The 25981-nt window shown below is 64.1% G+C and carries 22 protein-coding genes and 1 pseudogene; 2 read left to right on the forward strand and 21 right to left on the reverse strand.

Features of this window, described 5'->3' with window-relative positions; translation table 11 throughout:
* Positions 1 to 6 precede the first annotated feature (6 nt).
* The 4 genes from dinB to FOB47_RS25100 all read right to left on the reverse strand — a co-directional run bounded on the left by dinB (position 7) and on the right by FOB47_RS25100 (position 3451).
* Positions 7 to 1125: a DNA polymerase IV gene (dinB, locus tag FOB47_RS25085; protein WP_174782320.1), complete on the reverse strand. Its 1119-nt coding sequence runs from the start codon at positions 1123 to 1125 to the stop codon at positions 7 to 9.
* Between the two features lie 17 nt (positions 1126 to 1142).
* Entirely contained in the window at positions 1143 to 1316 is a 174-nt protein-coding gene (locus FOB47_RS25090; protein WP_174782321.1) for a hypothetical protein, read from the reverse strand.
* 19 nt (positions 1317 to 1335) lie between these two features.
* The gene (rarD, locus tag FOB47_RS25095; RefSeq protein WP_006579856.1) at positions 1336 to 2226 is read right to left on the reverse strand and encodes an EamA family transporter RarD; all 891 of its coding nucleotides are present in this window, start codon (positions 2224 to 2226) and stop codon (positions 1336 to 1338) included.
* Between the two features lie 79 nt (positions 2227 to 2305).
* Complete coding sequence (locus FOB47_RS25100; RefSeq protein ID WP_023265089.1) at positions 2306 to 3451, reverse strand: TRAP transporter substrate-binding protein; 1146 nt, start codon at positions 3449 to 3451, stop codon at positions 2306 to 2308.
* A gap of 490 nt (positions 3452 to 3941) precedes the next feature.
* On the opposite strand from FOB47_RS25100, the gene FOB47_RS25105 reads away from it, so the two are divergent.
* A complete protein-coding gene (locus tag FOB47_RS25105) occupies positions 3942 to 5708 on the forward strand; it encodes a carbohydrate porin (RefSeq protein ID WP_244959385.1) in 1767 nt (588 codons plus the stop codon).
* Here the strand turns inward: FOB47_RS25105 and FOB47_RS25110 are convergent.
* The 8 genes and pseudogenes from FOB47_RS25110 to FOB47_RS25145 all read right to left on the reverse strand — a co-directional run bounded on the left by FOB47_RS25110 (position 5692) and on the right by FOB47_RS25145 (position 15816).
* Positions 5692 to 6432: an aquaporin gene (locus FOB47_RS25110; RefSeq protein ID WP_053822862.1), complete on the reverse strand. Its 741-nt coding sequence runs from the start codon at positions 6430 to 6432 to the stop codon at positions 5692 to 5694. The genes FOB47_RS25105 and FOB47_RS25110 overlap by 17 nt on opposite strands.
* 204 nt (positions 6433 to 6636) lie before the next feature.
* The gene (locus FOB47_RS25115; protein WP_053822863.1) at positions 6637 to 7764 is read right to left on the reverse strand and encodes a WD40/YVTN/BNR-like repeat-containing protein; all 1128 of its coding nucleotides are present in this window, start codon (positions 7762 to 7764) and stop codon (positions 6637 to 6639) included.
* 100 nt (positions 7765 to 7864) lie between these two features.
* Positions 7865 to 8134, reverse strand: a complete 270-nt coding sequence (locus FOB47_RS25120) for a MoaD/ThiS family protein (protein WP_053822864.1) — start codon at positions 8132 to 8134, stop codon at positions 7865 to 7867.
* 469 nt (positions 8135 to 8603) lie between these two features.
* Entirely contained in the window at positions 8604 to 10025 is a 1422-nt protein-coding gene (locus FOB47_RS25125; protein ID WP_174782322.1) for a sigma-54-dependent transcriptional regulator, read from the reverse strand.
* Entirely contained in the window at positions 10009 to 11994 is a 1986-nt protein-coding gene (locus FOB47_RS25130; protein ID WP_174782323.1) for a sensor histidine kinase, read from the reverse strand. The genes FOB47_RS25125 and FOB47_RS25130 overlap by 17 nt, the downstream gene beginning before the upstream one ends.
* A gap of 195 nt (positions 11995 to 12189) precedes the next feature.
* Complete coding sequence (locus FOB47_RS25135) at positions 12190 to 14403, reverse strand: DUF6351 family protein (RefSeq protein ID WP_174782324.1); 2214 nt, start codon at positions 14401 to 14403, stop codon at positions 12190 to 12192.
* 269 nt (positions 14404 to 14672) lie between these two features.
* Positions 14673 to 14968, reverse strand: a pseudogene (locus FOB47_RS26250) (helix-turn-helix domain-containing protein).
* 11 nt (positions 14969 to 14979) lie between these two features.
* A complete protein-coding gene (locus FOB47_RS25145) occupies positions 14980 to 15816 on the reverse strand; it encodes a DUF2243 domain-containing protein (RefSeq protein WP_174782326.1) in 837 nt (278 codons plus the stop codon).
* Between FOB47_RS25145 and FOB47_RS25150 the strand changes: the two genes are divergently transcribed.
* A complete protein-coding gene (locus FOB47_RS25150; protein ID WP_174782327.1) occupies positions 15815 to 16342 on the forward strand; it encodes a hypothetical protein in 528 nt (175 codons plus the stop codon). The two genes, FOB47_RS25145 and FOB47_RS25150, sit on opposite strands and share 2 nt — an antisense overlap.
* Before the next feature lie 592 nt (positions 16343 to 16934).
* On the opposite strand, the gene FOB47_RS25155 is transcribed toward FOB47_RS25150, so the two are convergent.
* From FOB47_RS25155 to FOB47_RS26055, 9 genes are all read right to left on the reverse strand, one after another.
* On the reverse strand, positions 16935 to 18890 hold the full coding sequence (locus FOB47_RS25155; protein WP_157773973.1) for a glycosyltransferase family A protein: 1956 nt from the start codon (positions 18888 to 18890) through the stop codon (positions 16935 to 16937).
* Positions 18891 to 19003: 113 nt separating this feature from the next.
* On the reverse strand, positions 19004 to 19795 hold the full coding sequence (locus tag FOB47_RS25160; protein ID WP_045785179.1) for a glycosyltransferase: 792 nt from the start codon (positions 19793 to 19795) through the stop codon (positions 19004 to 19006).
* 204 nt (positions 19796 to 19999) lie between these two features.
* Positions 20000 to 20884 (reverse strand): LysR family transcriptional regulator, encoded by an 885-nt coding sequence (locus FOB47_RS25165; protein ID WP_080324167.1) that lies wholly within the window; start codon positions 20882 to 20884, stop codon positions 20000 to 20002.
* Positions 20881 to 21891: a phosphonate dehydrogenase gene (locus FOB47_RS25170; RefSeq protein ID WP_009238667.1), complete on the reverse strand. Its 1011-nt coding sequence runs from the start codon at positions 21889 to 21891 to the stop codon at positions 20881 to 20883. The genes FOB47_RS25165 and FOB47_RS25170 overlap by 4 nt, the downstream gene beginning before the upstream one ends.
* 24 nt (positions 21892 to 21915) lie before the next feature.
* The gene (gene phnE / locus FOB47_RS25175) at positions 21916 to 22713 is read right to left on the reverse strand and encodes a phosphonate ABC transporter, permease protein PhnE (RefSeq protein WP_009238668.1); all 798 of its coding nucleotides are present in this window, start codon (positions 22711 to 22713) and stop codon (positions 21916 to 21918) included.
* A gap of 12 nt (positions 22714 to 22725) precedes the next feature.
* Complete coding sequence (gene phnD / locus FOB47_RS25180; RefSeq protein WP_046983516.1) at positions 22726 to 23586, reverse strand: phosphate/phosphite/phosphonate ABC transporter substrate-binding protein; 861 nt, start codon at positions 23584 to 23586, stop codon at positions 22726 to 22728.
* 2 nt (positions 23587 to 23588) lie between these two features.
* Positions 23589 to 24407, reverse strand: coding sequence for a phosphonate ABC transporter ATP-binding protein (gene phnC, locus FOB47_RS25185; protein ID WP_020200553.1), 819 nt, complete (start codon positions 24405 to 24407; stop codon positions 23589 to 23591).
* Positions 24408 to 24652: 245 nt separating this feature from the next.
* On the reverse strand, positions 24653 to 24787 hold the full coding sequence (locus tag FOB47_RS26315) for a hypothetical protein (protein ID WP_255407782.1): 135 nt from the start codon (positions 24785 to 24787) through the stop codon (positions 24653 to 24655).
* A gap of 140 nt (positions 24788 to 24927) precedes the next feature.
* Entirely contained in the window at positions 24928 to 25974 is a 1047-nt protein-coding gene (locus FOB47_RS26055; protein ID WP_197742969.1) for a hypothetical protein, read from the reverse strand.
* Positions 25975 to 25981 lie beyond the last annotated feature (7 nt).

Here is a 25981-nt window from a genome sequence, read left to right on the forward strand (position 1 = left end):
ACCGGCTCAGGCGCTTTCGTGCGCGCTGTCCCTGCCGTCGCCCGCATCGGCCAGATCCTGGAACAGATCCAGCTGTGCCGTGTCCGGATCGCTGGTGGCCACGCCCACGCCCAGCAGCCGCACCGGCAAGCGCCGCCGCGCATGGCCCTCGGCCAGCAGCCGCGCGTAGACGTCGCGCTCGGGCATCTGGCCGCGGCATTCGACCGTGGTCTGGCGAAAGTCGGAGAAACGCAGCTTGACCGTCAACTTGTGGATCAGATGCTGGGCACCGGCGCGCGCGATGCGTACCTGCAGCTGCGCGATCAGCGCCTCGAGCTCGGCCAGGCACGCCGCCAGGTCGGGCAGATCGTCGGCATAGGTCTCCTCGACGCTGATCGACTTGCGCTCGCGCTCGGGCGATACCCGCCGCTCGTCGATGCCGCGGCACAGGTTGTAAAGCCGGCCGCCGAAGCTGCCGAAGTGCCGATGAAACAGGTCCGGCGTCCACGCCCGCAGATCCGCGCACGTCTTGACGCCGAGGCGGTTCAGCTTGGCCGCGGTGACCCGGCCGACGCCGTGGATGCGCTCGACCGGCAAGGCGGCGACGAAGGCGTCGACCGCTTCGGGCCGCACCACGAACAGGCCGTCCGGCTTGTTCCAGTCGCTGGCGATCTTGGCGATGAACTTGCTGGGCCCGACGCCGGCCGAGACCGTGACGCCGACCTCTTCCCGCACGCGCCGGCGGATCTCCTCGGCGATGCGCGTCGCGCTGCCCCGGTGCTGCGTGCACGCGCTGACGTCCAGATAGGCCTCGTCGAGCGACAGCGGTTCGACCAGCTCGGTGTATTCGCGGTAGATGCCGAAGATCTGGCGCGACGCTTCCTTGTACTTGTCCATCGCCGGCCGCAGGATCAGCAGCTCGGGACAGCGCTTGACCGCCTGCGCGGACGACATCGCCGAGCGCACGCCATAGGCGCGCGCCTCGTAGTTGCAGGTCGCGATCACGCCGCGCCGGTCCGGGGCGCCGCCGACCGCCATCGGCCGGCCGCGCAGCGACGGGTCGTCACGCATCTCGACCGAGGCGTAGAACGCGTCGCAGTCGCAATGGATGATCTTGCGCAGCGGCGGGACCGTCGTACTGGACATGGGAGCTCGGCGTTCGATTATTCGTGCCAATAATCAAACATGGCGGCCGGATCGCCGATGCCATCGGTCGCATCGATGGAATGGCGTGGATGTGCCCGGCGCCGCCGCATGGCAATCGCGTCAGTCCCCCGCTCGACAGGCACAATCATGTTGTCGACGAATGGTCGCGCGCCGCCAGTAACACGTTCCATCGATACCGCCAATGATCGATCAGTCGACCGCCACCGCCGGCGGGCGGCGCCGCGACATCCAGAACCCCTCCAGCGCATAGAGCGCCAGCGATACCCAGATCATCGCGTAACCGAGCTGCTTGTCGGCGGGGAACGGCTCGTGGTACAGCCAGACGCCGAGCAGCAGCTGCAGCGTCGGACCGGTGTACTGCAACAGCCCGAGCAGCGACAGCGGGATGCGGCGCGCCGCCGCGGCAAAGAACAGCAGCGGCACCGCGGTGACCGGCCCGGCCATCGCCACCAGGAACTGCACGCCCAGGCTCGCATGGGCAAAGCCGGCCTCGCCGGTCGAGAACATCCAGCCCAGCGCGGCGACGGCGAAGGGGAACAGCAGCAGCGTTTCCAGCGACAGCCCCTCGAGCGCACCCAGTGCTGCGGTCTTGCGCAGCAGCCCGTAGCCGCCGAAGGTGCCGGCCAGCGCCAGCGCGATCCACGGCAGCTGCCCGGCGGCGAAGGTCAGCCACACCACGCCGGCGGCCGCCAGCGCGATCGAGACCCACTGCGCCGGCCGCAGCCGCTCGCGCAGGAACACCACGCCGAGCAGCACGCTGAACAGCGGATTGATGAAGTAGCCCAGGCTCGCATCGACGACGCGATCGTTGGACACCGCCCAGATATAGAGGAACCAGTTGCCGCACAGCAGCGCCGCGCTGGCGACGAAGCCGAGCAGCAGGCGGCGATCGGACCAGACCCCGCGCAGCCAGCCCCAGTGCCGGCGGATCGCCAGGATGGCGCCGAGGAAGACCAGCGACCACACCATCCGGTGCAGCAGGATCTCGAGGGGCGCGATGCCGTGGAGGGATTTGATGTACAGGGGCAGCAGGCCCCAGATGATGTACGCCAGCAGGGCGTAGAGTATGCCGGTCTGCATCGGAGAATCCTCTCAGAAGCCGAGGATTCTACCGGTGCGGACCGAGCCGTGCAGGCGGCGCGATGCCGCCCGCCGGCGCTTACAGCTTGCGGGCGAAGCTGAACTGCGCGAAGGCCTGCTCGGCGACGTTGAACCACGCGGCCTGGTTGTTGCGGAACACGCGCCAGTCGTCGTAGATCTTCTTGAACGACGGGTTCTTGCCGCTTTCCTCGGCATAGGCGTCCTGGGTCGCCTTGAAGCACGCCTCCATGATCTCGCGCGAGAACGGGCGCAGCTTGACGCCGTTCTCCAGCAGGCGCGCCAGCGCCTGCGGATTGACGGTGTCGTACTTGGCCATCATCGTGGTGTGCGCCTCGAAGGTCGCGGTCTCCAGCGCGCGCTTGTACAGCGCCGGCAGCTTCTCGAATTCGCTGGCCGAGGCGTAGAACGACAGCTGTGCGCTGCCTTCCCACCAGCCCGGGTAGTAGTAGAACGGCGCGACCTTGAAGAAGCCGAGCTTCTCGTCGTCATACGGGCCGACCCACTCGGCGGCGTCGATCGTGCCCTTCTCCAGCGCCGGATAGATGTCGCCACCGGCGATCTGCTGCGGCACCACGCCCAGGCGCGACAGCACCACGCCGGCGAAACCGGCGACGCGGTATTTCAGGCCCTGCAGGTCGGCGACGGTGCGGATCTCCTTGCGGAACCAGCCGCCCATCTGCGCGTTGGTATTGCCGCCCAGGAAGTTGACGACGTTGTATTCCTTGAAGAACTCGCGCATCAGCTTCATGCCGTTGCCCTGCACCATCCAGGCGTTCTGCTGGCGCGCGGTCAGGCCGAACGGGATCGTGGTGTCGAAGCACAGCGTCGGGTTCTTGCCGAAGTAGTAATAGCCGGCGGTGTGGCCGATCTGCACGGTGTTGTTCTGCACGGCGTCGAGCACCTGCAGGCCCGGCACGATTTCGCCCGCGGCGAACACCTTGATGTTGAACTTGCCGTCGGTCAGTTCCTTGACCCGGTTCGACAGCGTCTCGGCGCCGCCGTAGATGGTGTCGAGGGATTTCGGAAAGCTCGACGCCAGGCGCCATTCGACGGCCGGGTTGCTGCCGACCACGGCAGGCGCGGCGGGCGTGCCGGGGGCGCTGGCGGGGGTCGGCGCGGCGGCCTGCTCTTGCTTGCCGCAGGCGGCCAGCGCACCGGTGGCCGCCACGGCCGACGCTTTCAACAGAAAGGAACGACGTTCCATCGACTACTCTCCTCGTTTTCGAATTTTGGTCCGGCCGAGGGCGAGAGAGTGCGTCGACTCCAACGCTGGCCGGGAACGCGCGGCAGGCCGTGGTACGACAGCGCGCAATAACGGGCCTGTTACCGCCGCACCCGCCGACGTGGCAGCTTGCGCCGATAACAGGCCCGGATTCACCCTCTGGTTTGCCCGCTCATACCCGTTCCAGCAGGCTGATCGATTATAGCGGTGCCCAATTCGCCACGGGGCCGCGCCAAGCTCCGGGTTTTCGCTAGGAAAGTGCGGTATGGCGCGCCTTCGCGGGGGGCGATCCGGCATGGCGCGCTGCGTCGGCATCGGTGGCCGAACGTACGCTTTCGTCATCTGCAGTGCACAGCCGATGGATTTTGTAACCTCTCTTGCTGTCCAATCAGCCCGACTGATAAAACCGTCGGTCCGGCACGGCCGAGCCCGTGCTCGCCGTTGCGCACCGTTGCCGCCCTGTTGTCACCGCATGTCGTTGTCCGCGTCGTCTTCCTCTCGCCGTCGTCCGCTGAACCGCTCCGTCCGTTCGTCCGTACTGCCGCGTCCGCGCTGGCTGTATCTGGCCGGCCTGGCGGCGTGGGGCATCGTTGCCTGCGCGCAGACGCCGCCGGCGCCGGAGCCGATCGCGCCGCCGGTGTTCGCGCCGGCCGCCCCGGTGCCGGCGGTTGCGCGGCTGTCGAGCTGGACGCCGGATTCAAGGCCGAATCCGACGCAGAATCCGATGCAGAACCCGACGCAGAACCCGTCGGTCGAGGGTCCGGTGCCGCCGGCGGAGTCGGCAGGCTCGCAGCCGCAGCCGCAGCCGCAGGCCGCCGACGCCGATCCGCTCGCCGGGTTGCTTCAGCGCGAGGCGCCGGCCGCGGCCGACGCCGCCACCGGAACGCTGGACCTGCCGCCCGCGGATACGCCGGAACAGACCGCGCTGGCCGACCTCGACCCGGGCCTGGCAGGACCGCCCGAGCCGCTGCCGCCTGCGCCACCACCGGTGGTGCTGTTCCCGAACCGGCTCGGCGAATTCATGCCCGAGGCCATGGCGCCGGCCGGCGGCGACGCCGCGGCCACGCCCAGCGATGCGCCGCCGGTATTCGCCTCCAACCTGCCGAGCGCCGAACCGGCCGAAGAGACCGTCTGGAGCCTGTCGTACAGCGGCCGCGCGGCCTACGAGGACAACACCCACGCGATGCGGGCCTGTCCGGGCGGCAGCCTGTCGACCGGCATCGGCCACGGCGTGGCCTGCCAGAGCAGCGGCGAGGTCAAGCTGCGCGAGCAGCTCTATACGCTGGACGGCGGCGGTGCGATCGAGGTGGTGGCGCAGGCGCGCGGCACCAATACCACGACCATCGATGGGCGGCCTGCTCCGGTCGATCCCTATCAGCTGATCCCGCAGTTCTATACCGCGGTCAAGGGCGTGGCCGCGCTGGACGGCGCCACCATGTGGGCCGGCCGGCGCGACACGTCCCCGTTCCTGATGTCGTCGGGCCTGCTGCCGCCGACCTCCAGCGCGCTGCGTTTCGGCGTCGACGACGCCAGGATCGCCGGCGTCGGCCTCAGCTATCAGTACACCGCCCGCAACGACACCAATGGCCAGCATCTGCCCAGCTATCACTCGGTCCGCACCGCGCCGATCGGCGTCAATGACAAGGGCACGCTGCAGCTGGGCTTCACGCGCGTCCAGGCCGACGCGCTGGCCGATGCCGCCGGCGATGCCTGGTGGGCGTCGGCAATGCACGAACAGAAGGGCGTCCTGGCCGGCACCAACCGCTTCGGCCTGCAGTACGGCGCCGGCAGCCGCACCGCGATGACCGGCTATACCGGCATGGGCGACACGCTGTCGCGCGTGCGGGTCGCCGAATCGATGGAATGGAAGGGACGCGCGGGCCTGATCGGCTCGGTCGAATCGAGCCTGCAGTACGACCGCTCGGCGCTGGGCACGCTGCAATGGATGACCACGCGCGTGCGGCCGGCCTATGCGCCGACCGAGCGCTTCCGCCTGAGCTTCGAGGTCGCGCACGACCAGATTTCGTCGGGCTTTGGCGTCAGCGGCCAGCGCACCGCGCTGACGGTGGCGCCGACGCTGACGCTCGGCAAGGCCGCCGGCAACGCCAATCTGCGCGCCTTCTACACCTACAGCCGCGCCAACGACGTCGACGGCATCACCTTCGCGGCGCCGGCCGACGCCTGGGCCTCGCAGGCCACGGGTTCGATCTTCGGCATCCAGCTCAATCGGCGCTGGTAGGCGCGGCGCCGCCGGGGCACGCACCGTCGGACCTTGCCGCGGCACGGCTGCCGCCGGGCACGGTGCGCAGCAGCCAGTGGAACACCAGCGTCGCGGTCAGCGCACCGCCGCACTGCGCCAGCACGAAGCCCGGCACATCGATCGCGCGGATGCCGCTGAAGCTCGCCGTCAGCGCGCACGCCAGCGTCAGCGCAGGATTGGCGAACGAGGTCGAGGCGGTGAACCAGTAGCCCGCGGCGATATAGCCCGCCACCGCGAACGGCAGCAGCGCCGGCCGGGCGCGCGCGGTGCCCATCGCCACGGCGATCAGTCCGAACGTCGCCAGGAATTCGCTCCACCACATCGGCGCGCCGGTGCGCGCGTGGTTCGACCCGTTCAACGGCGGCTCGCCGAACATCAGGTGGACGGCGATCACGCCGGCAACCGCGCCCCCGCATTGCACCAGCCCATAGCGCAGCGCCTCGCGCGCCGGCAGCATTCCCTGCAGCCAGGCCGACAGCGTGACTGCCGGATTCAGATGGCCGCCCGAAATGCCGCCGAAGGTCAGCAGCAGCGCGGCGAGCCCCGCGCCGCTCGCCAGCGAGTTGGCCAGCAGCGCCAGCGCGGCATTGCCGGCCGCGAGCCGCTCGGCGCGCAGCCCGGAGCCGATCACTACCGCGATCAGCAGCGCCGTGCCGAGCGCCTCGGCGACCAGCCTGCGCGCGGGCGAGACAGCGAAATCCATGGAGGCGGCATCGGCCGGGAAGGTGGCGTGAGAACGGCAGCTGGACATCGAACGCGGAGCGAAGGTGACAGGGGCCTGCAGGGACCGTGCGCGGCGCGATGTTGTCCGGCGCGGGAAGCGCGCAGTGTTCCGCCCGCCCCGCCCGCCGTCAATGCGCGCCGGTGCAGTTGTGTCCTGATCCGCGGTATCGAATGCGGCGCGCCGCTAGCCGAAGCGTACGCAATAGACCGGCGGCAGATGCGCCGATACGCAGGTCCACCGTTCGCCGCCGTTCTCCGATACCCACAGCCCGCCGGTGGTCGAGCCCATCGCCAGCCGTTCGCCGCTGCCGTCGACGGCCAGCCCATGCCGATAGATCAGGTCGTAGGCCGGCGGCGCCGGCAGGCCTTCGTCGAACACCTCGAAGCTGCGCCCGCCGTCGCGCGTGCGTGACACCACCAGCCTGCCGTCGACCGGCACGCGGCATTCGTCCTTGGTGGCCGGCGCGAACCACGCGGTATCGGGATCGCGCGGGTGCACCGCGACCGCGAAGCCGAACTTCGACGGACGCCCTTCGACGCGCCGCCAGCTGGCGCCGCCGTCCTCGGAACGGAAGACGCCGTCGTGATGCTGCACCCACAGCGCGTCGGGCTGGGCCGGACATTGCACCATGTAGTGCGGGTCCTGGATGTTCGGGTCCTCGCTGCGTTCCGGCGGCATATAGCCCGCCTTCATGCCGCGCGTGGTGGCCTCCCAGCTGTCGCCGCCGTTGCGGGTCTGCCAGACGCCGCCGCACGAGATCGCGATCGACACATGGCGGCTGTCGCGCGGATCGACGCAGATCGAGTGGATGCCGGGATAGTCGTAGCCGCCGCCGAACCACTGCGCGCGCTCGGGTCGATCCCACAGCGGCCGGTTCAGCGCCCAGCTCGCGCCGCCATCGCCGGAGCGGAACAGGCCGCCGGGAATGGTGCCGGCCCACAGCACGCCCGGTTCGTCGGCACCGCCGGCCTCGAGCACCCACAGCTGCTGCAGCGACCAGGGCGCCGGCTTGGGCGCGTCGGGGTCCGGCGCGGCATGGCTTGCAGCGGCGGCCTGCTCTTCCGGTTGCGGCGGATACACCGGCACCGCACAGGCGGACCACTCGGTCTCCCCGCGCGCGCGGCGCCACAGCTTGACGCCGAAGTGCCCCAGATTCAATGCGGCATAGAGGGTGCCGTCGCGCGGGTCGGACAGCACCATCGTGACCGGCTCGCCAAGAAAATGCGCCCGGGTTTGCTGCCACTGTCCCTCGGGCCGGCGTTCGATCTCGAACAAGCCCTTGCGCGTTGCCACGAGAAGTCGGTCGTTCATCGTTCAGGTCTCCTGGTATCGATCGGCCGCCGGTCGCGTGGCCGTCGGCGCGTTGGCTGTCGGAACATGGTTCGTCGAAGCCGCCGTGCTCCCGCGCCGCTTATCCGCCGGACAGCGCCTGCACCACGTAGACCTTGCTGTCCTCGCGCAACGGATCGCTGAGCCGTTGCCGGTCGCGAATCATCGTGCCGTCGATGAAGACGGTCACATGGCGGCGCAACTGGTTCTGGTCGTCGAGGATGTAGCCGCGCAACTCCGGCTGCTCGGCGAACACCGCGTCGAGCGCGGCCCGCACCGAGTCGGCGGACAGCTGACGGTCTGGCGTGGGGACATGGCGCTGGATCGCCGGGGCGAAGGTGAGATGGGCCATGGTGCGGCGAGCGTGGGAGCGCGAAAAACGGTCACTACAGTGTAGGCGCTCGGCGCTGCGCGGGAAGGGCAAATGCGGGGAAATTGCGGCGCAGGAATGTGGACACCGCGTGTGGACACTTCGATGTGGACAACGCGGATGTCGACTGCGATCAGAACCGGCGTCTTTGCCGCTCTCGCGACAAAGACGCCGCCTGGCAGTCCTGTCTTTTGTTGACGTCGTATTTACCGCTGCGACGGCGCCGGCAAACCGCCAGGCCCGGCACCGAAGTGCGCATGGCTTTCAGCCCTTCCATCCCCGCGTCGCATGCGCGCACGCAGTCTAGCAAGAGCCGGCCGAACTGGCGACATGCGGACGAAACGTGGAAGGCTCGATGTGGACACGCCGGATGTGGACGGACCCGATGTGGACAGCCTCGATGTGGACAGCCTCGATGTGGACGGCATTGCCGCGGCACGGACGCCGCGACTCACTCCGTGCCCGCGTTCGCGCGGAACGCCTCGAGATTGACGCCGAGCCGCTTGATCTTGTCGTACAGCGTTTTCTTCGGCACGCGCAGCAGATCGCTCGCCGCCGCGGTGCGCCCCGACGCTGCGCGTAGCGCTTCCTCGATCAGATGCCGCTCGAACACCGCAACCTGCTCGTCGAGCGAACGCGTGTCGCCGCCATTGCCGTTTCCATTCGCGTTGCCGCTGCCGTATGCGCTGCCGTATGCACCGCCGTTGCTGCCGGGCAAGCCGGTGCCGCCGCCCGGCAGTCCCAGCACGAAGCGGTCGGCGGCATTGCGCAGCTCGCGTACATTGCCCGGCCACGGATGCATCATCAGCTCGCGCATATGCGGCGGCGATACCTCGGGCACCGGCCGCTCGTAGCGCAGCGCCGCCTGCAGCAGGAAGTGCGAGAACAGCAGCGGAATGTCCTCGCGCCGTTCGCGCAGCGGCGGGATGTCGATCACCGCCACGTTCAGGCGGTAGTACAGGTCGGCGCGGAAGCGCTGCTCCGCCGACAGCGCCAGCAGGTCGACCTTGGTGGCCGCGATCACGCGGCAGTCCATCGGCAGCAGCGTGTTCGAGCCCAGCCGTTCGAACTGCCGCTCCTGCAGCGTGCGCAGCAGCTTGATCTGCAGCGACATCGGCATCGTCTCGATCTCGTCGAGAAACAGCGAGCCGCGCTGCGCGTATTCGATCTTGCCGACGCGCCGCCGCGCGGCGCCGGTGAACGCGCCGGACTCGTGCCCGAACACCTCGCTCTCGAACAGCGATTCGGGCACGCCGCCGCAATTGAGCGCGGCGAAGTTGCCCTGCCGCCGCGGTCCGTACTCGTGCAGGCAGCGCGCCACCAGTTCCTTGCCGGTGCCGGTCTCGCCCAGGATCAGCACATCGGCGTCGGTACAGGCCAGGTCGAGGATCAGCTTGCGCAGCCGCTCGACGGCCGCCGAGCGGCCGATGACCTTGGCCTCGATCGCCTGCGTGTCGGCCAGCTGCCGGCGCAGCGCCTCGACCTCGAGCGTCAGCGCGCGCTTTTCCATCGCGCGCTGCACGACCTCGGTCAGCTCGCCGGGCGAATAGGGCTTCTCGACGAAATCGTAGGCGCCGCGGCGCATCGCCTGCACTGCCATCGAGATGTCGCCGTGGCCGGTGACCAGGATCACCGGCAGCGCGGCATCGATTTCCAGCGCCTTGTCGAGCAGCGCCAGGCCGTTGATGCCGGGCAGGCGCACATCGGTGACCAGCACGCCGGCAAAACCGGGCGTGAGGCGGTGCAGCACCTGTTCGGCCGACCCGAACGCTTCCACCGACAGCCCCGCGATCTGCAGCGATTGCGTGCTGCCCAGCCGCACCGCGGCATCGTCTTCGACATAGAGGACCGACAGATCAGTTCGCATCGGCATGGGTCTCCTGTGCGGCGGGAAGCTGAACGATGAAGCGCGCGCCCACGATGTCGTCGCGGTTGTCCGGGTCGCCGGGGTCGCCGGACACTCCGACCGCGCGGCGATTCTCCGCGCGCAGCGTGCCGCCGAATTCGCGGACGATGCCGGCGGAGATCGCGAGCCCCAGGCCCAGACCGACGCCCTGCTCCTTGGTGGTGAAGAACGGTTCGAACAGTCGCGGCATCACGTCGTCGTCGATGCCGCAGCCGCGATCGGCGACCTCGATCGTGACCCACTGCGGGTCCGCCTGCACGCGGATCTCGAGCACGCGTGCGGCGGCGTCCTTGCTGTCACTGTCGTGGTCTGCGTCGTTGGGGCTCGCATCCTTCATCGCATCGAGCGCATTGGACAGCAGGTTGACCAGCACCTGCTCGAGCCGGTTGCCTTCGCACAGCGCCAGTGGCGACGGCTCGGGCACCGACACCACCAGCTCCGCGCCGTCGGCGCGAATGCGCGAGTCGAGCAGGAACAGCGCATCGGCGATCACCGTGCCGACCGGTGTGGGCACCGACTGCACCGGCGCCTTGCGCGCGAACTTCTTCAGCTGCGCGGTGATCTTGCCCATCCGCTCGACCATCTGGCAGATCACGTTCAGATTGGTCTCGACCGCATCGGTCTGGCCGCGGCGGAAGAACACGATGGTATTGGCCGACAGCGTGCGCAGCGCCGCCAGCGGCTGGTTCAGCTCGTGCGTGATGCCGGCCGACATCTGGCCGAGCGCGGCCATCTTGCTCGCCTGCACCAGTTCGTCCATCGCCGCCTTCAATACCTGCTCGGCGCGCTTGCGCTCGGCAATCTCCTTCTGCAGCTTCAGATTCGATCCCGACAGCGCCTGCGTGCGCATCGCGACCTTGCGTTCGAGCTCGTCGTGCGCGCGCTGCAGCGCCTCCTTGGCGGCGCGGTTCTGCGCGGCGGCACGGCGCCGCTGCAGCACGTACAGGATCAGCAGCAGCAGAAAGCCGAGCGCGAAGGCGCCGATCACCGCGCTGTTGCGCGCCAGCGTGCGGATCGGCTCCATGTCGGACAGCACGATCAACCGCCAGTCGGTATCGGGTATGCGCCGGCTCCGCGCGAGGAATTCGTCGCCGTCGGGCATCTGCACCACGCTGATGTCGGGGGCGAAGCGGCGCTGCTCGCGAAAGCCGATCGGATCGAGCGAGTCGACCGTCGAATACTGCCGCGTCGACGCCAGTTGCCAGCGCGTCTCGCTGGGCAGCTCGCGCAGCGACTTGAAGCGCCAGTCGGGCTGCGAGCTCAGGAATACGATGCCGTTGGCGTCGACCACCAGGACGCGGTCGTCGTTGGCGAGCCAGGGCTCGTCGATCTTGTCGAGATTGACCTTGACCGCGGCCACGCCGAGCATCGTGCCCTCGCGCACGATCGGCTGCGAGAAGTAGTAGCCCGGCTCGCGGCTGACGGTGCCGATGCCATAGAAGCGGCCCGGCTTGCCCCGCATCGCGTCGCGGAAATACGGCCGGTACGAGAAGTTGATGCCGACGAAGCTGGCCGCCTCGTTCCAGTTGCTCGCGGCCAGCGTCAGGCCGTGGGCGTCCATCACGTAGATCGCGGTCGACTTGGCGGCGGCGTTGACCTCGGCGAGGAAGCGGTTGGCCGCCATCGGCAGGCCGGGTGTATCGGGTTCGCGCAGCAGCCGCTGCACGTCGTGGTTCAGCGCGACCACCGCGGGCAGATACTCGTAGCGGCGCATCTCGCTGCGCAGTCCGCCGATATAGGCTTCGATGCGGTGCGCGGTGCCATCGCGCTGCGCGCGGATGCCGACGCGCTCGCCCCACAGATAGGCGACCGTGACACCGGCCGCCATCACGGCGCAGACCGCGGCGATCGCCGCCGCGCGACGCGCCCGCCCGCGCGGCCATGCCGGCGGCGGCATCGTCTGCGTCGCAGGGGAAGTCGCGGTGGAGTCCAACATATCGATGCGCGGGAAGGATGCGGGCGACGTGCGCCAACGACCGGCCATTAGGCAAAGCCGCGCCCCGGCGCGTCAATCGGCGTAAACATCAGGCGCGCCGATGCATCGGATCGTCGATGCATCGGCGCCGGCCCCCTTTCTCCGTCAGGGGGCAGTCCGCGCTGACAGGGCCATCAGGTCTTCACGGCCGCGCCGTCAGGGCTTCGTCACATCGAACAGCAGATTGACCGGCGACGGGCCGAACGACAGCCAGGTGCCCTTCAACGGCTGCTGCTCGACGCCTGGCCGCGACCAGTCGCAGACCCCGGTCGGGAAGATCGACTGCAGCCGGGCGAGCTGCGCAGGGGTCATCATCACCCTGTAGTCGGCCGGATCGATCGGCTTGAGCTGGCACTTGACGATATCGTCGGCCAGCGGGCCGCCGGCGACCATGCGCGGCGTGATGCCGGCCGGGTACAAGGTATTGCACTGGCCGGGCCCGTGCGCGGTCTGCGGCTCGATGATCTTGTTGCCGCTCGCGTCCCAGCACGCATCGACGAGATCCGCCGGCTTGTTGCGCACCACCTTCTCGGCCTTGCTGCCCGGGCCGGTGTCGCGCAGCATCGCCGTCAGCCAGCGGTCCATCTGGTCGAAGTTGTCGTCGCGGATGGTGCCCGGCCCCACGATGACCTGGTTGTCCGCATGCCCGTTGGCCGCGATCAGCCGCGCGCGCACCGAGTAGCTGTGGATCTTGTTGTGGATGTCGCCGTTGACGCGATCGTCGAAGTAGTCGCGCTGATCGATGATCGGCGTCGTGGCCAGCCCGCCGCCGGTGGAGGTGATGCGGCCCGACTGATAGGCGCGCGCGATCGCGTCGAGGTCGCCGACCGTGCGCTGCGCGATCTTCTTGAAGTCGACGTCGACGCCGCCGATCTTCTCGTTCAGGTCGATGAACTGGTCGGCCGTGATCATGCCGTCGTTCAGCGCCTTCAGGCCGTACTGCACGCCGACATTGTCGATCGGCCGCTTGGCGAAGCCGCGCGCGTCCTTGCCGTAGACGTTGACGGTGTGGTCGTAGACGGTCGCGCGCACGCCGGTCGGGTTGGTGACCGGATGGTATTTCTGGTCGGCCGGGAAGCCCGCGGGGAACGACACCACCGGATCGAGACGGCCCGCGCTGCTGCTCATCGCGGCGATATTGCCCGGCTTCAGGTAGCCGGAGATCGCCGAGCGCTGCGCGTCGCTGTATTGGCCCGGCGCGTTCTGCGTGAAGTACAGGTGCAGCAGGCGCGAGTCGTGCAGCTTGAAGAGCGTCGACGAGGTGACGTCCGGGAACACCGAGGTCACGATGATGCCGTCGAACAGGCCCGGATAGTTGTCGCCGGTCTGGTGGCTCTGATAGGCGCCGCCGGAGCCGCCGGTGCCGATCGTGAAGAACGGCGTGCCGTAGTTCTCGATCAGCCGTTCCTTGACCATCGCGATGGTCTCGGACGACAGCAGGTCGTTGCAGTTGTTGCCGAAGGTATTGAGCGAGGCGCTGGCCACCGCGTAGCCCTTGCGCAGGTAGTTGTGGTTCAGAACGGCCACCGGCGTGCCCTGCATGTACCAGCCGCCCTGGCAGCCGCCGCCGAGCGGATAGATGACCTTGCGGTTCCAGCCCGAGGGCGGTGCCAGCGGCGTCGGCTCGGCGTCCTTCAATGGGTCGTGCAGGATCGCGGTCTGGTAGATCGCGCGATTGATCGTGCCGGTCTCGACGCGAACGATGTAAGGCACGGTCGCGCCCGCGTTGTTGGTGGTGCTGGCCAGGTCCGCCGGATACGCGGCGACCGGCGTCGGCAGCGGCTTGAAGCTGTTGGCGGTCGAGCGGTAGACGTAGTGCACGCGGCGTTCGACCGAGCAGTTCTCGTCGAGCGGTGCGCCGAGCTTGCTGCCGTCGGGCAGCGTGAAATTCTGCGTCGCGCAGATATAGGGCTTTTCGTGCGGGCCGGAGAACACGGGGCCGGTGATCGGATAGTTGGTCAGCGTCAGCGTGGTGCGCGCGGGGCCGTGCTTGACCTCCAGCGTGTTCTCGCCGAGCTTCAGTCCGCTGACGATGCCGAGCGCCTCGCGGTCGGCGGTCGGCGTGAAGGCGTCGCTGACATCGACGCCGTTGAGGCTGACCTTGAACTTGTTGCCGGACGCACGCTCGCTGGCGCTCAGCCGGATCAGCGCATCGCCGCCCGTCACGCGCTCGGGCGCGGACGACAGCACGGTCGCCTCGACCGTGGCCCGGTGTCCCAGGCCCAGGCCGGGCGCGTTCTCGGCGCTCTGCGGCTGCAGATTGCCGCCGCCCCCATCATCGCCGCCGCCGCATCCGGCGGCCACCAATGCCGCCACCATCGCGACGGTCCCCAAGGACGGCCGCTTCCACCGAGCTGCTGTTTGCCGCATCGTCGTCTCCTGTTTGGCCGGCCTCGCCGGCACTGCCTTTTCCACGCTCCGCAGCGGAGCGGTCAGCGCGTCTGCCGTCTGTCGCGGCAGCTTGCGAGGCGCCTGCGTTGCAATGGGCGTGCCATTGCAGGCCATGCCCGATGGCGGCAGCTAAGTCGCTGAAAGACAAGCGTTTTGCCTTGCGGACAATGTCTGCATCGCGGCAGACATGGATGGGAATCCGCACAGCCGCACGCGCGCGGTGTGCGGAAAGTCGCGTCGGCGCGCAATCAGAAGTCGAGTTGCTGCGGCCGAATGCCAAGCGCGGCGGCAATCTTCTCGCGCGTCGATTTGCGCAGACGCTCGCCGCGTTCCTGCTGCGCGTACGCCGACTGGGAGATGCCGACTGGGAGATGCCGATACGGGCCGCGACATCGGATTGGGTCAGTCCGAGATGTTCTCGCCAGGCTCGCGCGGGCGTCGCGCCTTCGACCGTGCGCTGAACCACGGCATGCGGAATCAGACCCCGTTCCTCGGCATGGCGAGCGATGTAGTCCTGTCCAGCTCGACGTGGCCATTGGCCGATCCGGAATGCGCCTAACGAACCCAGGCCGAACAGCCGGCCGGTGCTGCCGTCCCGCTGACGTACATCGCGCCATGCCGGTACAGGCGCAGCCGGTCCACCGCCTCGGCACCGCTGAGCACCCAGACGCCGCCGCCGGCATCGGTCCAGACGATGCGGGCGTCGCTGCCCTCCAGTGCGGCGAACAATTGCGAAGGCGCCGCGCCGGGGCGCATCACCACCGTGGTGGTATCGATCGTTGCCGCCCTTGCCGGGAACAGGTTCAGCGCGGCGCCGAGCAGCGTACCGCCGACCAGCACGGCCACGACCCAGCTTGCGGCCATGCCGGGGCCGCGCGGGCCGGCGCCGGCACGAGGTCCGGCACCCCTGCTCGTCTTGCGCATGCGGATGCCGACGATCAACGGGATCACGCCGAACAGGAACAGCCAGATCAGATCCCACAGCAAGGGATTGGGGGAGTCCATGCGGATGCGGTGGATGCCGGTGATCCAGTGCGACAGCACCGCATCGACGACGTGCCAGACGCCGAAGCCGATCCAGAAGTTGGCCAGCAGGTGCCGGGGAGCGTTGGCGATCGATAGTGCGTCGCGGCTTCGATACAGCAGCCACATCCCCATCGCCGCGATCACGTACATCAGCGCGTGGAACACGCCATCGGCCATCACCTGCACGCGCAGGTCGCCGAGCGCGCCGCCTTCGATGCCCGACAGCAAGTGATGCCACTGCAGGATCTGATGCAGCAGGATGCCGTCGAAGAAGCCGCTCATCGCGAAGCCAAGCGTGTAGCCGGCCCATGCGAACGCGCGCGGATGGGCCGGTCCGGCAACAGGGATCGCACGGTCTGTCGGCATGGCATCGCTCCTTCGAATCGGTTGGGACGCAGTGGCTGCGCAATGCCAGCGCAAAGCCAAGCGGGCCGCACCGACGTCAGCCGATGGGCCCGCTTGCAGCGACTGGTGGTCGCGGATGGACGGCGGCGCTCAGCGCGTGCCGCTCGTGCCGGTGGCGGATCCGCTCGAGGTACCGGACGAGCTGCCGCTCGTGCTGGTCCCCGTGCCGGTGCCCGACCGCGAGCTGTCGGTCGGCGTCACCGTGCCCGAGCCCGAAACGGAACCGGATCCCGACCCCGTGCCGCTGCCGGCGGCGGTGCAGCCTGCGAGTCCGCAAGCCATGGCGAAAGCCAGGGCGGCGATAGAAGTCATCGTTCTCATATTGTTTTCCTCCAGCGGTGCGCTAAGTCCCCGTAGCGCTGACATGAACCCCGCGATCGGGGGCCGCCCGTCAATATGCAATCGGCGTTCCAATCGCGGGTTGGCGATGCGGCGGTGGACCGGCCGTCTGTCGGTGCGGCGCAAGACAGCCTCGCCGGCTGGGTAAGACATACCAACGCTTGTAAGCTTTGCCGCCTGCGTGTCGGACGGCATGCACGTTGTTGCAGCGTCGGTCGTGGCGGCGGGAGTGGTGGAAGGCTCTGCCGGCTTTGCGGCGGAACGGCGCGGCCACCTTGCGTGGCCAGGACGGGGCGAGAACGAAACGGGGGACCGGTGCCGGCAAGGCGGAGCACCAAAGAAAAACGGACGCCGAAGCGTCCGTTTTTCTTTCAACCTGGTGGTGGAGTGTAACAGAAAACCAAACCCACATATCAGCAGTCTCTCAGCCCCGGTCGGAAGCCTTGAGACCCTCGCGCGATTCCGGGGAAGGATTTCGCGCAACCGCACATGCCCATGATTGTAAGTTCGGAGAGGCCGATTGGCACTCGCAGTTGCCGCAACTGCCAGGGAATCTGGGGGATGCAACTTGGCTTTCCTCTCGTTTGTCGCCGTAATGCCCGGCACGAACGACGAAAGGAAATGCCATGCAAACCGAACCCGCCTTCACCGAAACGGAGCTCGCACGTCGGTGGAACGTCAGCATCAAGACCCTGCAACGCTGGCGCAGCGAAGAACGCGGCCCGCCGTACATCAAGCTCTCAAAGGCCGTCCGCTATCCAGTCGATGAGATCGTCACCTATGAGCAGGCAATCCGCCAGGGCATGTCCAACGAAGCGCCGTTGCCATCCTTGTGCGACTCGCAGCCCGTTGTCGAATCTCCCGCGCCCGCCGCCCCCGAACCAAAGCGGTATTACTTGAGCGAGGCCTTCGCACTCATCGCGCAGTATGGCAGTCTTGAAGCGGCCGAGGCCGCGCTGACGGAGGCGCGCGATGAAGCCCAAGGTTGATGCCGATAGACAGGGTGTTGTGGCCAGCCCGGAAGAGCCAGTCATCACGTATCCGGTCCTCGATGAAAACCAGTTGTCCTTGAGGTGGAATCTCTCAACCGGATCGGTGGGCGCAACCCACACCTCGTCAATAAAACCCGACTGATGCAACTGACTGGCTGCGACACGCAGCGCGGACAGATCGCCCTCAGCGAACTGCCGAAGGTAAGGCCCCTCGAAAGGGTCAATCAAAAGAACCCTCTTCGCAAAACGCGCACGCATCCCCAACTCACTGACCAGGTGCTGCACCTGCAAGTGGGCAGAGCTCGCATCCTGCGGGCAGCACTTGATCAAGAGCGTCACATCAGGGTGAGCTGACGGCTCGGGGATCGGCACTTCTTTATCGGTATCCAGCGCGCAAGCAGGGTGCAATGACCGCATCAACTCGCCGTAGTAGGTATCAAAGCCAGGCAGCGCACTCAAGGCCTCCACTTGGCGCTCAGGTGTCCTACGTCGTGCCAATTCATGATCGGACCATCCCAACTCCCCAATGGCGTACAGCCTTGCGGCGCAATCTAGGAAGCGCGAAGCCGTCAGACGCACGATGTCTCGGCCAATGTCGATGTACTGCAAAGTGCCTGAAGCGGTGATCCGCAGGTTGTCTCGCTTGACATTGCTGGTCACCACACCTGCGCGATAAAGCTTCTGCAAGAAGTGACGAGACAACTCCAATGGCCAACGTCGTCCCGGCTCCTGCAAAGGTTCTGAGTCAAGCCGAATCAGTGCCCCAGGGTCAGAGTCATCGCAAATGTCGAATGCAATGACCGCATCCCCAACGGATGCCGCCAGGCTCCTGATCTCACTGAGCGCTTCATAGGTCAGCGAGTACGGGTAGAAACTCTTGAAGGTGCCAGACGGATCTCGCCAGACCACGCCCTCTTGCCCCCAACCCAACACCGAGGCGTCAGACGTCATATGAGCGCGATGCCACACCTCCGCGGCCTGAGCCAACGCCAGCCTGGACTTTGCCCATGCATCTGACTTCTGATTGGCCTGCGTCACCACTCCATCCAGCGAGTACACCGCGTAGGCAGGCTCTGTCACCACACAGCCCTCGTTTGGCCGATTCATCAGCAAGCCAGCAACTAGCCAGTGGTCTTCGGCGCTGTTGGCATTGGGGTACCTGATGCCCGAACATGTGCGAAGCACCAAATTGCATGACGGCAGCTCATTGGGGACTTGCTGGCGACAAAACGCTTGAATGAAGCCATTGAGACGGCTTTGATCCAGGAGGATTTCAGCCATTGCCCAGTTCACGGCGGGCAGTAACTCGCCATCGACCGACAGGCGATTGCTTCCAATGACGAACAAGGTGCCACGCTGATCGCCGGCTTGCACCAGCGCCCGCAGGCTAGAGGGTTCTGCAAAGCGATCGTCGGCGTCCAATCGAGCGACCCACTTCGCATTTGGAAAGCACTCGTCCACCAGGTCGAGCAAGCCATTCCTGGATTGGGTGGGCGAACCGAAGTGCCCTGCTGCGACTACCAGCCGAGGGTCAGACAAGAGGTCGGCATGCAGCGATTGCATCCAACCCTCATCCGAACTGTCGTCCAGCACCAGGAACGCCAGATCGTCTGCCATGTCTTGCGCCATGGCGCTCCGCAACGCCTCGTTCAAACCACTCGGGTGGTTGCGGTGAGACAGACCCACGATGACCGATGCTTGCATGGCGACGTCACCGGGTGCGATGAGGAAGTGAATGTTTCGGTGCGTCAGGCGTACCTTGGGTACCCTCGGCTCTGACCAATCTGGCAGCCCTGGCTGCTCATGCCCGTTCACGCTCATGGCATGTCAACGCCAAACAGATCACGGGCACGCGCCTTGAACCTGGTCATGACGTCAGGCGACATCAAGTGACCGTGCATCGCCAGGAACTGAAGCAGACCTGCGCGCTTCTCAGGGCTGCCGGGGCGGGACAAAGCATCTGCCTGGCTGTCAATGTGCCAGGTCGCTGTCATTCGGTGGGTGAATGCCACTTTCAAATCAGGCAGTCCGAGTAAACGCACGGCCAAGTCTCGGTCATTGGTGCTGGGTAGACCATCGGTGAAGCCACCGACACGCATCAGGGCCTCCAGCTTGACAAAGGTATTGCTGCCCTGCCACCCGGGGTTACCGGCGAGGAAGTCATCCACTGTGACCGAAGACAACGGCGCTCTCGGAATCTCAACGCCATCCTTCATCACCCGAAGACCAGACAAGACGACGTCAGCACCACCGCGGGCACCTGCTCGCTCACATTGGCTCAAGTGATCGGGGTCCCATTCATCGTCGTCATCGAGTATCGCCACGTAGCCATCAAAGCCTTGTTCTTGCAGCCAAGACAAGCCGGTGTTCCAGGTGCCAGCAGCCCCTTGCATGCGCTCGTTCCGCAGGACAACGACGCCATTGATAAACGGATTACTGATCACACCATCTAATGCGCCAGGCTCTGGTAATCGACGATCAAATGCGAGCAGCAAAAGGTCTGGACGTCGGTACTGCTGGATGACGGAGATCAGAGCACGGCGCAGCAAATCTGGATTCTTGGGCTTTGAAGCGATCAGTGTGGCGATGGGTATGTGCTGCCCGGTCATGGGCTATATTCTCTGCGCGTTCTGCGCGCTTCTATCTGATCAGCTTGGCACCGACGCAGTCAACGTCGCTGTCGGGTCGAAAGCCACCGGTCGCCACGCACCCAGCCTTAAGGCGCCGGGCGACCGGCGGCTCTGCAGCGGTTGCGGTCAGTGAGATGCGCGCAGAGAAGGTCAGCTCTCGGCCAGAAGCAGACATTCGTTTTGCTATTTATATTCTATTGAGCCTAAATCCGGAGAATGGAGAATCAAATCTGCAAGGCTTGCCACCGGACCGCTTAACGAAGTTTCTGAGCGATGTACGAGATAAAGATCTTTGTAAACATCTTCTTCAATCGGAATTGCATGTAACCATCCGCTTGCCTGTTCATGCTTGACCGCGCTTTCCATCACAAGCGAGATTCCTAGCCCTGCGTGGACCGCGTGTTTGACCGCCTCGGTGCTACCTAACTGCATACCCACTGTGAACTCTGCCGAGTCGGCACCGGCATATTGTTGTAGTAGGCGCCCAGTTCCGGTAGCCGCTTCGCCTCCAAGCAAGATCTGGGATTTTAACCACTTAAGTGGAATGGTCGACTCGGCAGCCCAAGGATGGCCGGGGCGAACAATGACAACCATCCTCTCGCGCCGCCATACTGTTGAGACGAACCCAGGACGTGAGTCCCACCACTCCATTACCGCTACATCCACTTCAAGCGTTTCCAGCAAAGCGGCAATCTCGATATTTTTGCCGATCCTCACATCGATCTTGTTTGCTAATTTATCTTGGAGCGCCTTGATATAGGGTTGTAAAAGATAAATGCCGATATTGGAGCTTGCACCAACGACCAGGCTTTTATTGTGGAGGGCTGCCGTAGCCTTATGGCTAGTACGGAGCAATTGTTCCGCATAGGGGAAAAAAATCTTTCCCTCCAATGTCAGGCTTTGCGGCATTGTTGCGCGGTCAATCAGCCGGGCCTGCAAAGACTGCTCCAGCCGCTTGATATGCTGCGTTACTGTTGGCTGGGACAATCCAGTTTGCTTCGCCGCTTCGCGAAAGCCCCCGCATTTGACGACGGCAATGAACGTCGCCACACGCTCCAGATCTATCACGCCGCCTTTACTCCCGGATACGGCTGATTAATCGCGCCCATCGGTTTTTCACCAGCGAGTGCCTGGATGATGTTCATCGCTGCCTGCCGCTCGATTTCAAGCCGAACTTCCTTGACCGCCGATCCCAAATGCGGCGTAAAAAACGTTTGTGCCGTATTGTCGAGCAGCGCCTTGGGGATAGCCTGCGGGCGATCAGCGCGTATCCATTCTTCCATCTCGAAGACATCGGCTGCATATCCAGCTAGTTTTCCAGACGCCAGTGCTGCTATCACCGCATTCTCATCCACGACCGAGCCGCGACATGCATTGATCAGGTAGCTACCGGTTTTCATCTTGGCCAACGCGGTGGCATCGATCAGATGCAGTGTCTCTGCGGCCATCGGAACCATCGGCACGACATAATCACATTTTTCGAGCAGTTCATCGAGCGTGACGCGCTGTACGTGCCAAGCCTTTTCTTGTTCGGCATTGAGCGGAATCGGATCGCAATACAAGAGATTCATTTCAAAGCCAGCCAAGCGCTGGGCGATTGCACGGCCGACCGCCCCCATACCAATGATGCCAAGCGTTTTTCCTGTCAAACCAGAGCCATATAGTGTCGGCCGCCAGCCTTGGAAGTGTCCGCTACGGATTTGCCTATCGCCTTCCAGCATATGCCTTGTCAAACCGAGAAGAAGGCCGATAGTCAGTTCAGCGGTCGGGATCGTAAGCAAATCCGGCACAATCGTAAGCCATACACCGTGGCGTGTGCAGGCGTTGACATCGAAGTTATCATAGCCTTTAAGCGCGGCGCCGATGACACGCAGCTTTGGACATTCCTCGAGAAACGCGCTGTCGATGCTGTCCGGCATGAAAGCCATGAGTGCATCCGCATCTTTGGCTCGCGCAATTACCTCAGAACGCGGCAAGGTTTCCCGTGTGGTGTTGGGGATAACATCGGCGCTAGCGGACAACAATTCGATGATTTCCGGGTGCACCCAGTGGGTGAGGACGACTTTGGGCTTCATAAAAACCTTTGTAAGCTTTGGGAGTTATTTGAACTTGCGACGCAGGAAGGAGCTGAAGGCGTCGACGAGGGTAACCATGCCTAAAATAACCAGCAAAATAGCCGAGACATCCTGGTATTGCATGATGCGCAGAGAGCCCATCAGCTCGAACCCGATTCCACCGGCGCCGACCATGCCCATCACGGTCGAAGCACGGAAGTTGTATTCCCATCGATAGATCGCGGTATCGGCCATTTGCGGAAGCACTTGGGGAAAGATCCCATGAAAAATCACCTGCAATGGCGTGCAGCCCGCTGCATGCGCGGCTTCTACCGGTGCCGGATCGGCATGTTCGATCGATTCCGAAAAAAATTTGGCGATCATGCCAACCGAATGTAAGCCTAGGGCTAAAACACCCGGCAATGCGCCGAAGCCAACGGCTGCCACGAACAGGATGCCCATGATCAGTTCGGGTATCGATCGCAAAGCGTTTAACAGGCCGCGTGTGGCTTGATACACGAGTGGATGAGGGCTAGTATTCCGCGCGGCGAGCACTCCTAAGGGAATGGATAGCAATACCGCGATTGCCGTACCGGCGATACTCATGGCCAAGGTATCCAGTACCGGTTTGACCCAGGTGCCAGCCTGCGAGAAGTTCGGTGGGAACATCTCGCCGGCAATTTTTACCAGGCTTGGCATGCCATCCTTCAATCGCTCGGCATCAAATAGGCCGACGTAATACCAGCAACCGATCACAATCGCCAGCACAACGGCAAACTGCAGTATCGTGCGGTTCCATACGCGCTGGCGCTCGGCCAGAATCAAACCAAAATCAGCTTGCATGCTGTCGCTCACTTAGAACTTCGACAGATCGAGCTTGAGCAGTGTGCCAAGGCTGCGCACCACGTCATAGTCTTTGTCGCTGATCGGGCCGAAACCATCGGCTTTGAAAGGTTTCAGGACTTCCGGATCTTTGAGATTCAAGAAGGCTGCACGGATCTTTTCCTTCAGTTCCGGCTTCAGATTGCTGCGCATGGTCCACGGGTATTGCGGATATGGCTTCGATTCGGCAAGAACTTTTACTTTGTTGGGATCGACCAGTCCGCGCTGAACCAGGGATTCAAAAATCGGCTTACTCAAGCCGCCAGCCTGCGCGTGACCGTTTTGCACGGCCATGGCCACCGCGTCATGCGCACCGGCAAAGTGTTCGCGATAGTTTTCGCCGGCTTTCAAACCGTTTTCCGCCAATATCGACTTCGGAATCAAATGGCTGGAGGTGGATGCCTTATCACCGTAAGCGACATTCTTGTTGACGATATCACTGATTTTGGCGATGCCGGCGCCAGTATTGGCGATCAATACGGACTGGTAGGTAGTGCTACCCTTTTGCTTCATCGCTGCGAATGGCTCGATGTCGCTCTTTTGCTTAGCCAGCACATACGACAAGGGGCCAAAATATGCCATGTCGATACGGCCGTGACGCATGGCTTCGATCATTGACGAGTAATCAGTGGTAACCACCAGCTCAATTTTCTTTCCCAGCTCTTTTTCCAGATAGATTTCGAGCGGCTTGTTGTTTTTAATTACGGTCGATGCGTTTTCGTCCGGCAGCAGCGCAACTTTGAGCGTTTCTGGATCGGGATTGGATGATGCATGGCCAATGCTGCAGACGGCGGCAAGCAAGACAGACAATAATGCGGATGCGAGTTTTTTCATAATCAATCCTTTACGGTAGCAAGTTGCATGGGAAATGAAGTATCGATAAGCCGTTCCTCTCGAGCGTCTTGTGGAACGCTCAAAGAAGAACGGGGTACTTGTTCATACAGCGTGTCGTAACTGGCTTGATCCAAAGTCTGCGGGGCGGCATCAAAAATGACTCGGCCATGGGACAGGCCAATAATACGGTCGGCATAACGTTGAGCGAGGTCTACCTGATGCAGGCTGACGACCGCCGAAATCCCGTCCTCTTTACAAATGCGGTGCAGCAGACTTAGCACTCGCTCTGCAGTAGCAGGATCGAGGCTGGCTACCGGTTCATCAGCCAACACCAGTTTAGGTTGCTGAGCCAGAGCCCGGGCAATACCGATGCGTTGCTGCTGGCCGCCGCTCAATGCGTCGACACGGCTTAAGGCTTTGTGCAATAAGCCGACTCGGTCCAGACTTTGCAGGCATATGGATTGATCCTTCGCCGGGAGGGGGAATAGACTGCGTAATGCCGTGTGGTAGCCCATTCGGCCCATCGAAACGTTTTGCAAAGCCGTCAGTCGGCCAATCAATTGATGCTGTTGAAACACCATGCCAGTCTGTCGGCGATGCATGCGCAATGCACGCGAGTTCGCCAAATTTCCTAAGCCGGCGACAATGGTGGTGCCGCGCTGCGACGCATGCAGCGAATTAATACAGCGAAGTAGCGTGGATTTTCCAGCGCCGGAAGATCCGAGCAATACGGTGAACTGTCCCTGATGGAGTTTGAGAGTGGTGGGATACAGTGCAATCGCATCACCATAACTGACTGAGACATTCTGTAGTTCGATCATGACACCTCCGGCAGATTTGAAATCGTAATCAAAAATGATGACCTGATTACGAATCTGAATTGCAGCGATGGTAATGTCGTGATATGACACCCTGATGACTCGTTGATGTCATTTTTGAGACATGGTCGCGGGTGCCTGTGAGGGAAATAAGTTGTGCTATCTATGCCAAATATAGACGCCTGCTATCGGTCGATAGCCGCCGATCCAAGCGCGCAGCACGAGGGGCAGCTCTCAGCCTATAGTGGTCATCTCCTCGTGTGCTCCCAGAAGCCAAGAAAGGAGAAGACCGACCAGCCCCAAAAGTGGTACTGCATGGCATCAAGCATCCTGGCCGCGATGTACAAGGCGATGAACAAGAGGATGTTGGAGATGAGTTTCATATCACCGGGTCCTTAACTGAAGACCGGGAGGAGCATGCGCCCATCCCAGCCTTGCGTGTGAGCGATCACATACCCTGGCCTCATCCATGCAACTGATGCGCAAAGCATGGGTGTCGCGCCTCTGTTGCCCTCTGTACAACTCACGCGAAAAGTGATGCCAGATCAGTTTGGCTCGCATGGCCTGCGGCTTCAAAGCGCTCGAGTGTGGCCACGGGTACCTTGGCGAACTGATACTCGCCCGCTCGAGTGGGATGACGTCGCACAGCCTGCCCCTCTTGGCTACCGGCTTCCCACACGAGCACATACAACGCATCACCATGCAAGTCGTAATCAATGGCACCTTTGCCTGCCAACAGCACGCGGGCGCCTCGGGGGCCAGTCAGCGCAGACGTCAGACTGTGGTGTGAGTTCACCTTCCGCCAAGCGGTCGTGGCATGCACCGCACGGTAGAAGATTGACCCTTGACGAGCCGCTGTAGGTTTTGTCGGGACAGGTGTTTGCATGGTGTGTTGGACTGGCTGGACGATGGTTTGAGTGGGGAAGACGGCTGGGGCGGACCCAATCATTGGCGCGTCCACGTCGGGAAACCCAACGTAGTGCTCCTGATGCATGCCTGGCGCACCCGGCGTACCGGGTTGAATGAGACAGCCCTTTGGGGCGGCGTAGCTGTCCACTCGACGGACAGGCGCTTCATGCCAGCGGATGTTGAAAGCCGCCAGGCGCGGGAAGAAGTACAGCGAGTGGTAGGGAAGGTGATCGTGGATCCACCAGGCCATGTTGGTCCAACTGCCACCTCGCTCGATGTGATCCACCAGCCAGGGCACCACGATGCAAGCCGTGGCACCGCGCTTGCCTTGCGCATCCGGATAGTCCCAGATATGAGCCGAGTAGTTGGACGCATTGCTGGCGCAATTGAGCTTGTTCTGATTGCCAAACTCGTTGACGGCAGGCGAGCGGTAACCCGAGCGAACATGAATGCGCCCAAAGGTGGCTTGCAGCGGTTCCAGCAGTTGTTGGCAAAGCTGCTCGCCAGCGTAGATGGCCGCGTCAGGGTGATCAGGAATGTTGCGCAAACCGTGCCAGGCGGCAATCTCGCTGTGCAGGAAATCGCGCATGAAGAAGTGCTCGGACAGGGGGACGCGCCCGAACTCTTCGAGTTTCTCGTAGGACGTGATGGATGTTGTCATCGTGAAC

The organism is Cupriavidus gilardii (assembly GCF_013347325.1).
GTDB classification, from domain to species: domain Bacteria; phylum Pseudomonadota; class Gammaproteobacteria; order Burkholderiales; family Burkholderiaceae; genus Cupriavidus; species Cupriavidus gilardii.

Bases quoted from the DNA above. Each gene is read 5' to 3' on its own strand.
- FOB47_RS25105 (WP_244959385.1), top strand. From the start codon at position 3,942: ATGTCGTTGTCCGCGTCGTCTTCCTCTCGCCGTCGTCCGCTGAACCGC.
- FOB47_RS25130 (WP_174782323.1), bottom strand. From the start codon at position 11,994: ATGTTGGACTCCACCGCGACTTCCCCTGCGACGCAGACGATGCCGCCG.
- FOB47_RS25160 (WP_045785179.1), bottom strand. From the start codon at position 19,795: ATGACCGGGCAGCACATACCCATCGCCACACTGATCGCTTCAAAGCCC.
- FOB47_RS25150 (WP_174782327.1), top strand. From the start codon at position 15,815: ATGGCATCGCTCCTTCGAATCGGTTGGGACGCAGTGGCTGCGCAATGC.
- FOB47_RS25135 (WP_174782324.1), bottom strand. From the start codon at position 14,403: ATGCGGCAAACAGCAGCTCGGTGGAAGCGGCCGTCCTTGGGGACCGTC.
- phnD (WP_046983516.1), bottom strand. From the start codon at position 23,586: ATGAAAAAACTCGCATCCGCATTATTGTCTGTCTTGCTTGCCGCCGTC.
- FOB47_RS25110 (WP_053822862.1), bottom strand. From the start codon at position 6,432: ATGGATTTCGCTGTCTCGCCCGCGCGCAGGCTGGTCGCCGAGGCGCTC.
- FOB47_RS25100 (WP_023265089.1), bottom strand. From the start codon at position 3,451: ATGGAACGTCGTTCCTTTCTGTTGAAAGCGTCGGCCGTGGCGGCCACC.
- FOB47_RS25120 (WP_053822864.1), bottom strand. From the start codon at position 8,134: ATGGCCCATCTCACCTTCGCCCCGGCGATCCAGCGCCATGTCCCCACG.
- FOB47_RS25115 (WP_053822863.1), bottom strand. From the start codon at position 7,764: ATGAACGACCGACTTCTCGTGGCAACGCGCAAGGGCTTGTTCGAGATC.
- rarD (WP_006579856.1), bottom strand. From the start codon at position 2,226: ATGCAGACCGGCATACTCTACGCCCTGCTGGCGTACATCATCTGGGGC.
- FOB47_RS25170 (WP_009238667.1), bottom strand. From the start codon at position 21,891: ATGAAGCCCAAAGTCGTCCTCACCCACTGGGTGCACCCGGAAATCATC.
- FOB47_RS25145 (WP_174782326.1), bottom strand. From the start codon at position 15,816: ATGCCGACAGACCGTGCGATCCCTGTTGCCGGACCGGCCCATCCGCGC.
- phnE (WP_009238668.1), bottom strand. From the start codon at position 22,713: ATGCAAGCTGATTTTGGTTTGATTCTGGCCGAGCGCCAGCGCGTATGG.
- phnC (WP_020200553.1), bottom strand. From the start codon at position 24,407: ATGATCGAACTACAGAATGTCTCAGTCAGTTATGGTGATGCGATTGCA.
- dinB (WP_174782320.1), bottom strand. From the start codon at position 1,125: ATGTCCAGTACGACGGTCCCGCCGCTGCGCAAGATCATCCATTGCGAC.
- FOB47_RS25125 (WP_174782322.1), bottom strand. From the start codon at position 10,025: ATGCCGATGCGAACTGATCTGTCGGTCCTCTATGTCGAAGACGATGCC.
- FOB47_RS25155 (WP_157773973.1), bottom strand. From the start codon at position 18,890: ATGCAAGCATCGGTCATCGTGGGTCTGTCTCACCGCAACCACCCGAGT.
- FOB47_RS26055 (WP_197742969.1), bottom strand. From the start codon at position 25,974: ATGACAACATCCATCACGTCCTACGAGAAACTCGAAGAGTTCGGGCGC.
- FOB47_RS25090 (WP_174782321.1), bottom strand. From the start codon at position 1,316: ATGGAACGTGTTACTGGCGGCGCGCGACCATTCGTCGACAACATGATT.
- FOB47_RS26315 (WP_255407782.1), bottom strand. From the start codon at position 24,787: ATGAAACTCATCTCCAACATCCTCTTGTTCATCGCCTTGTACATCGCG.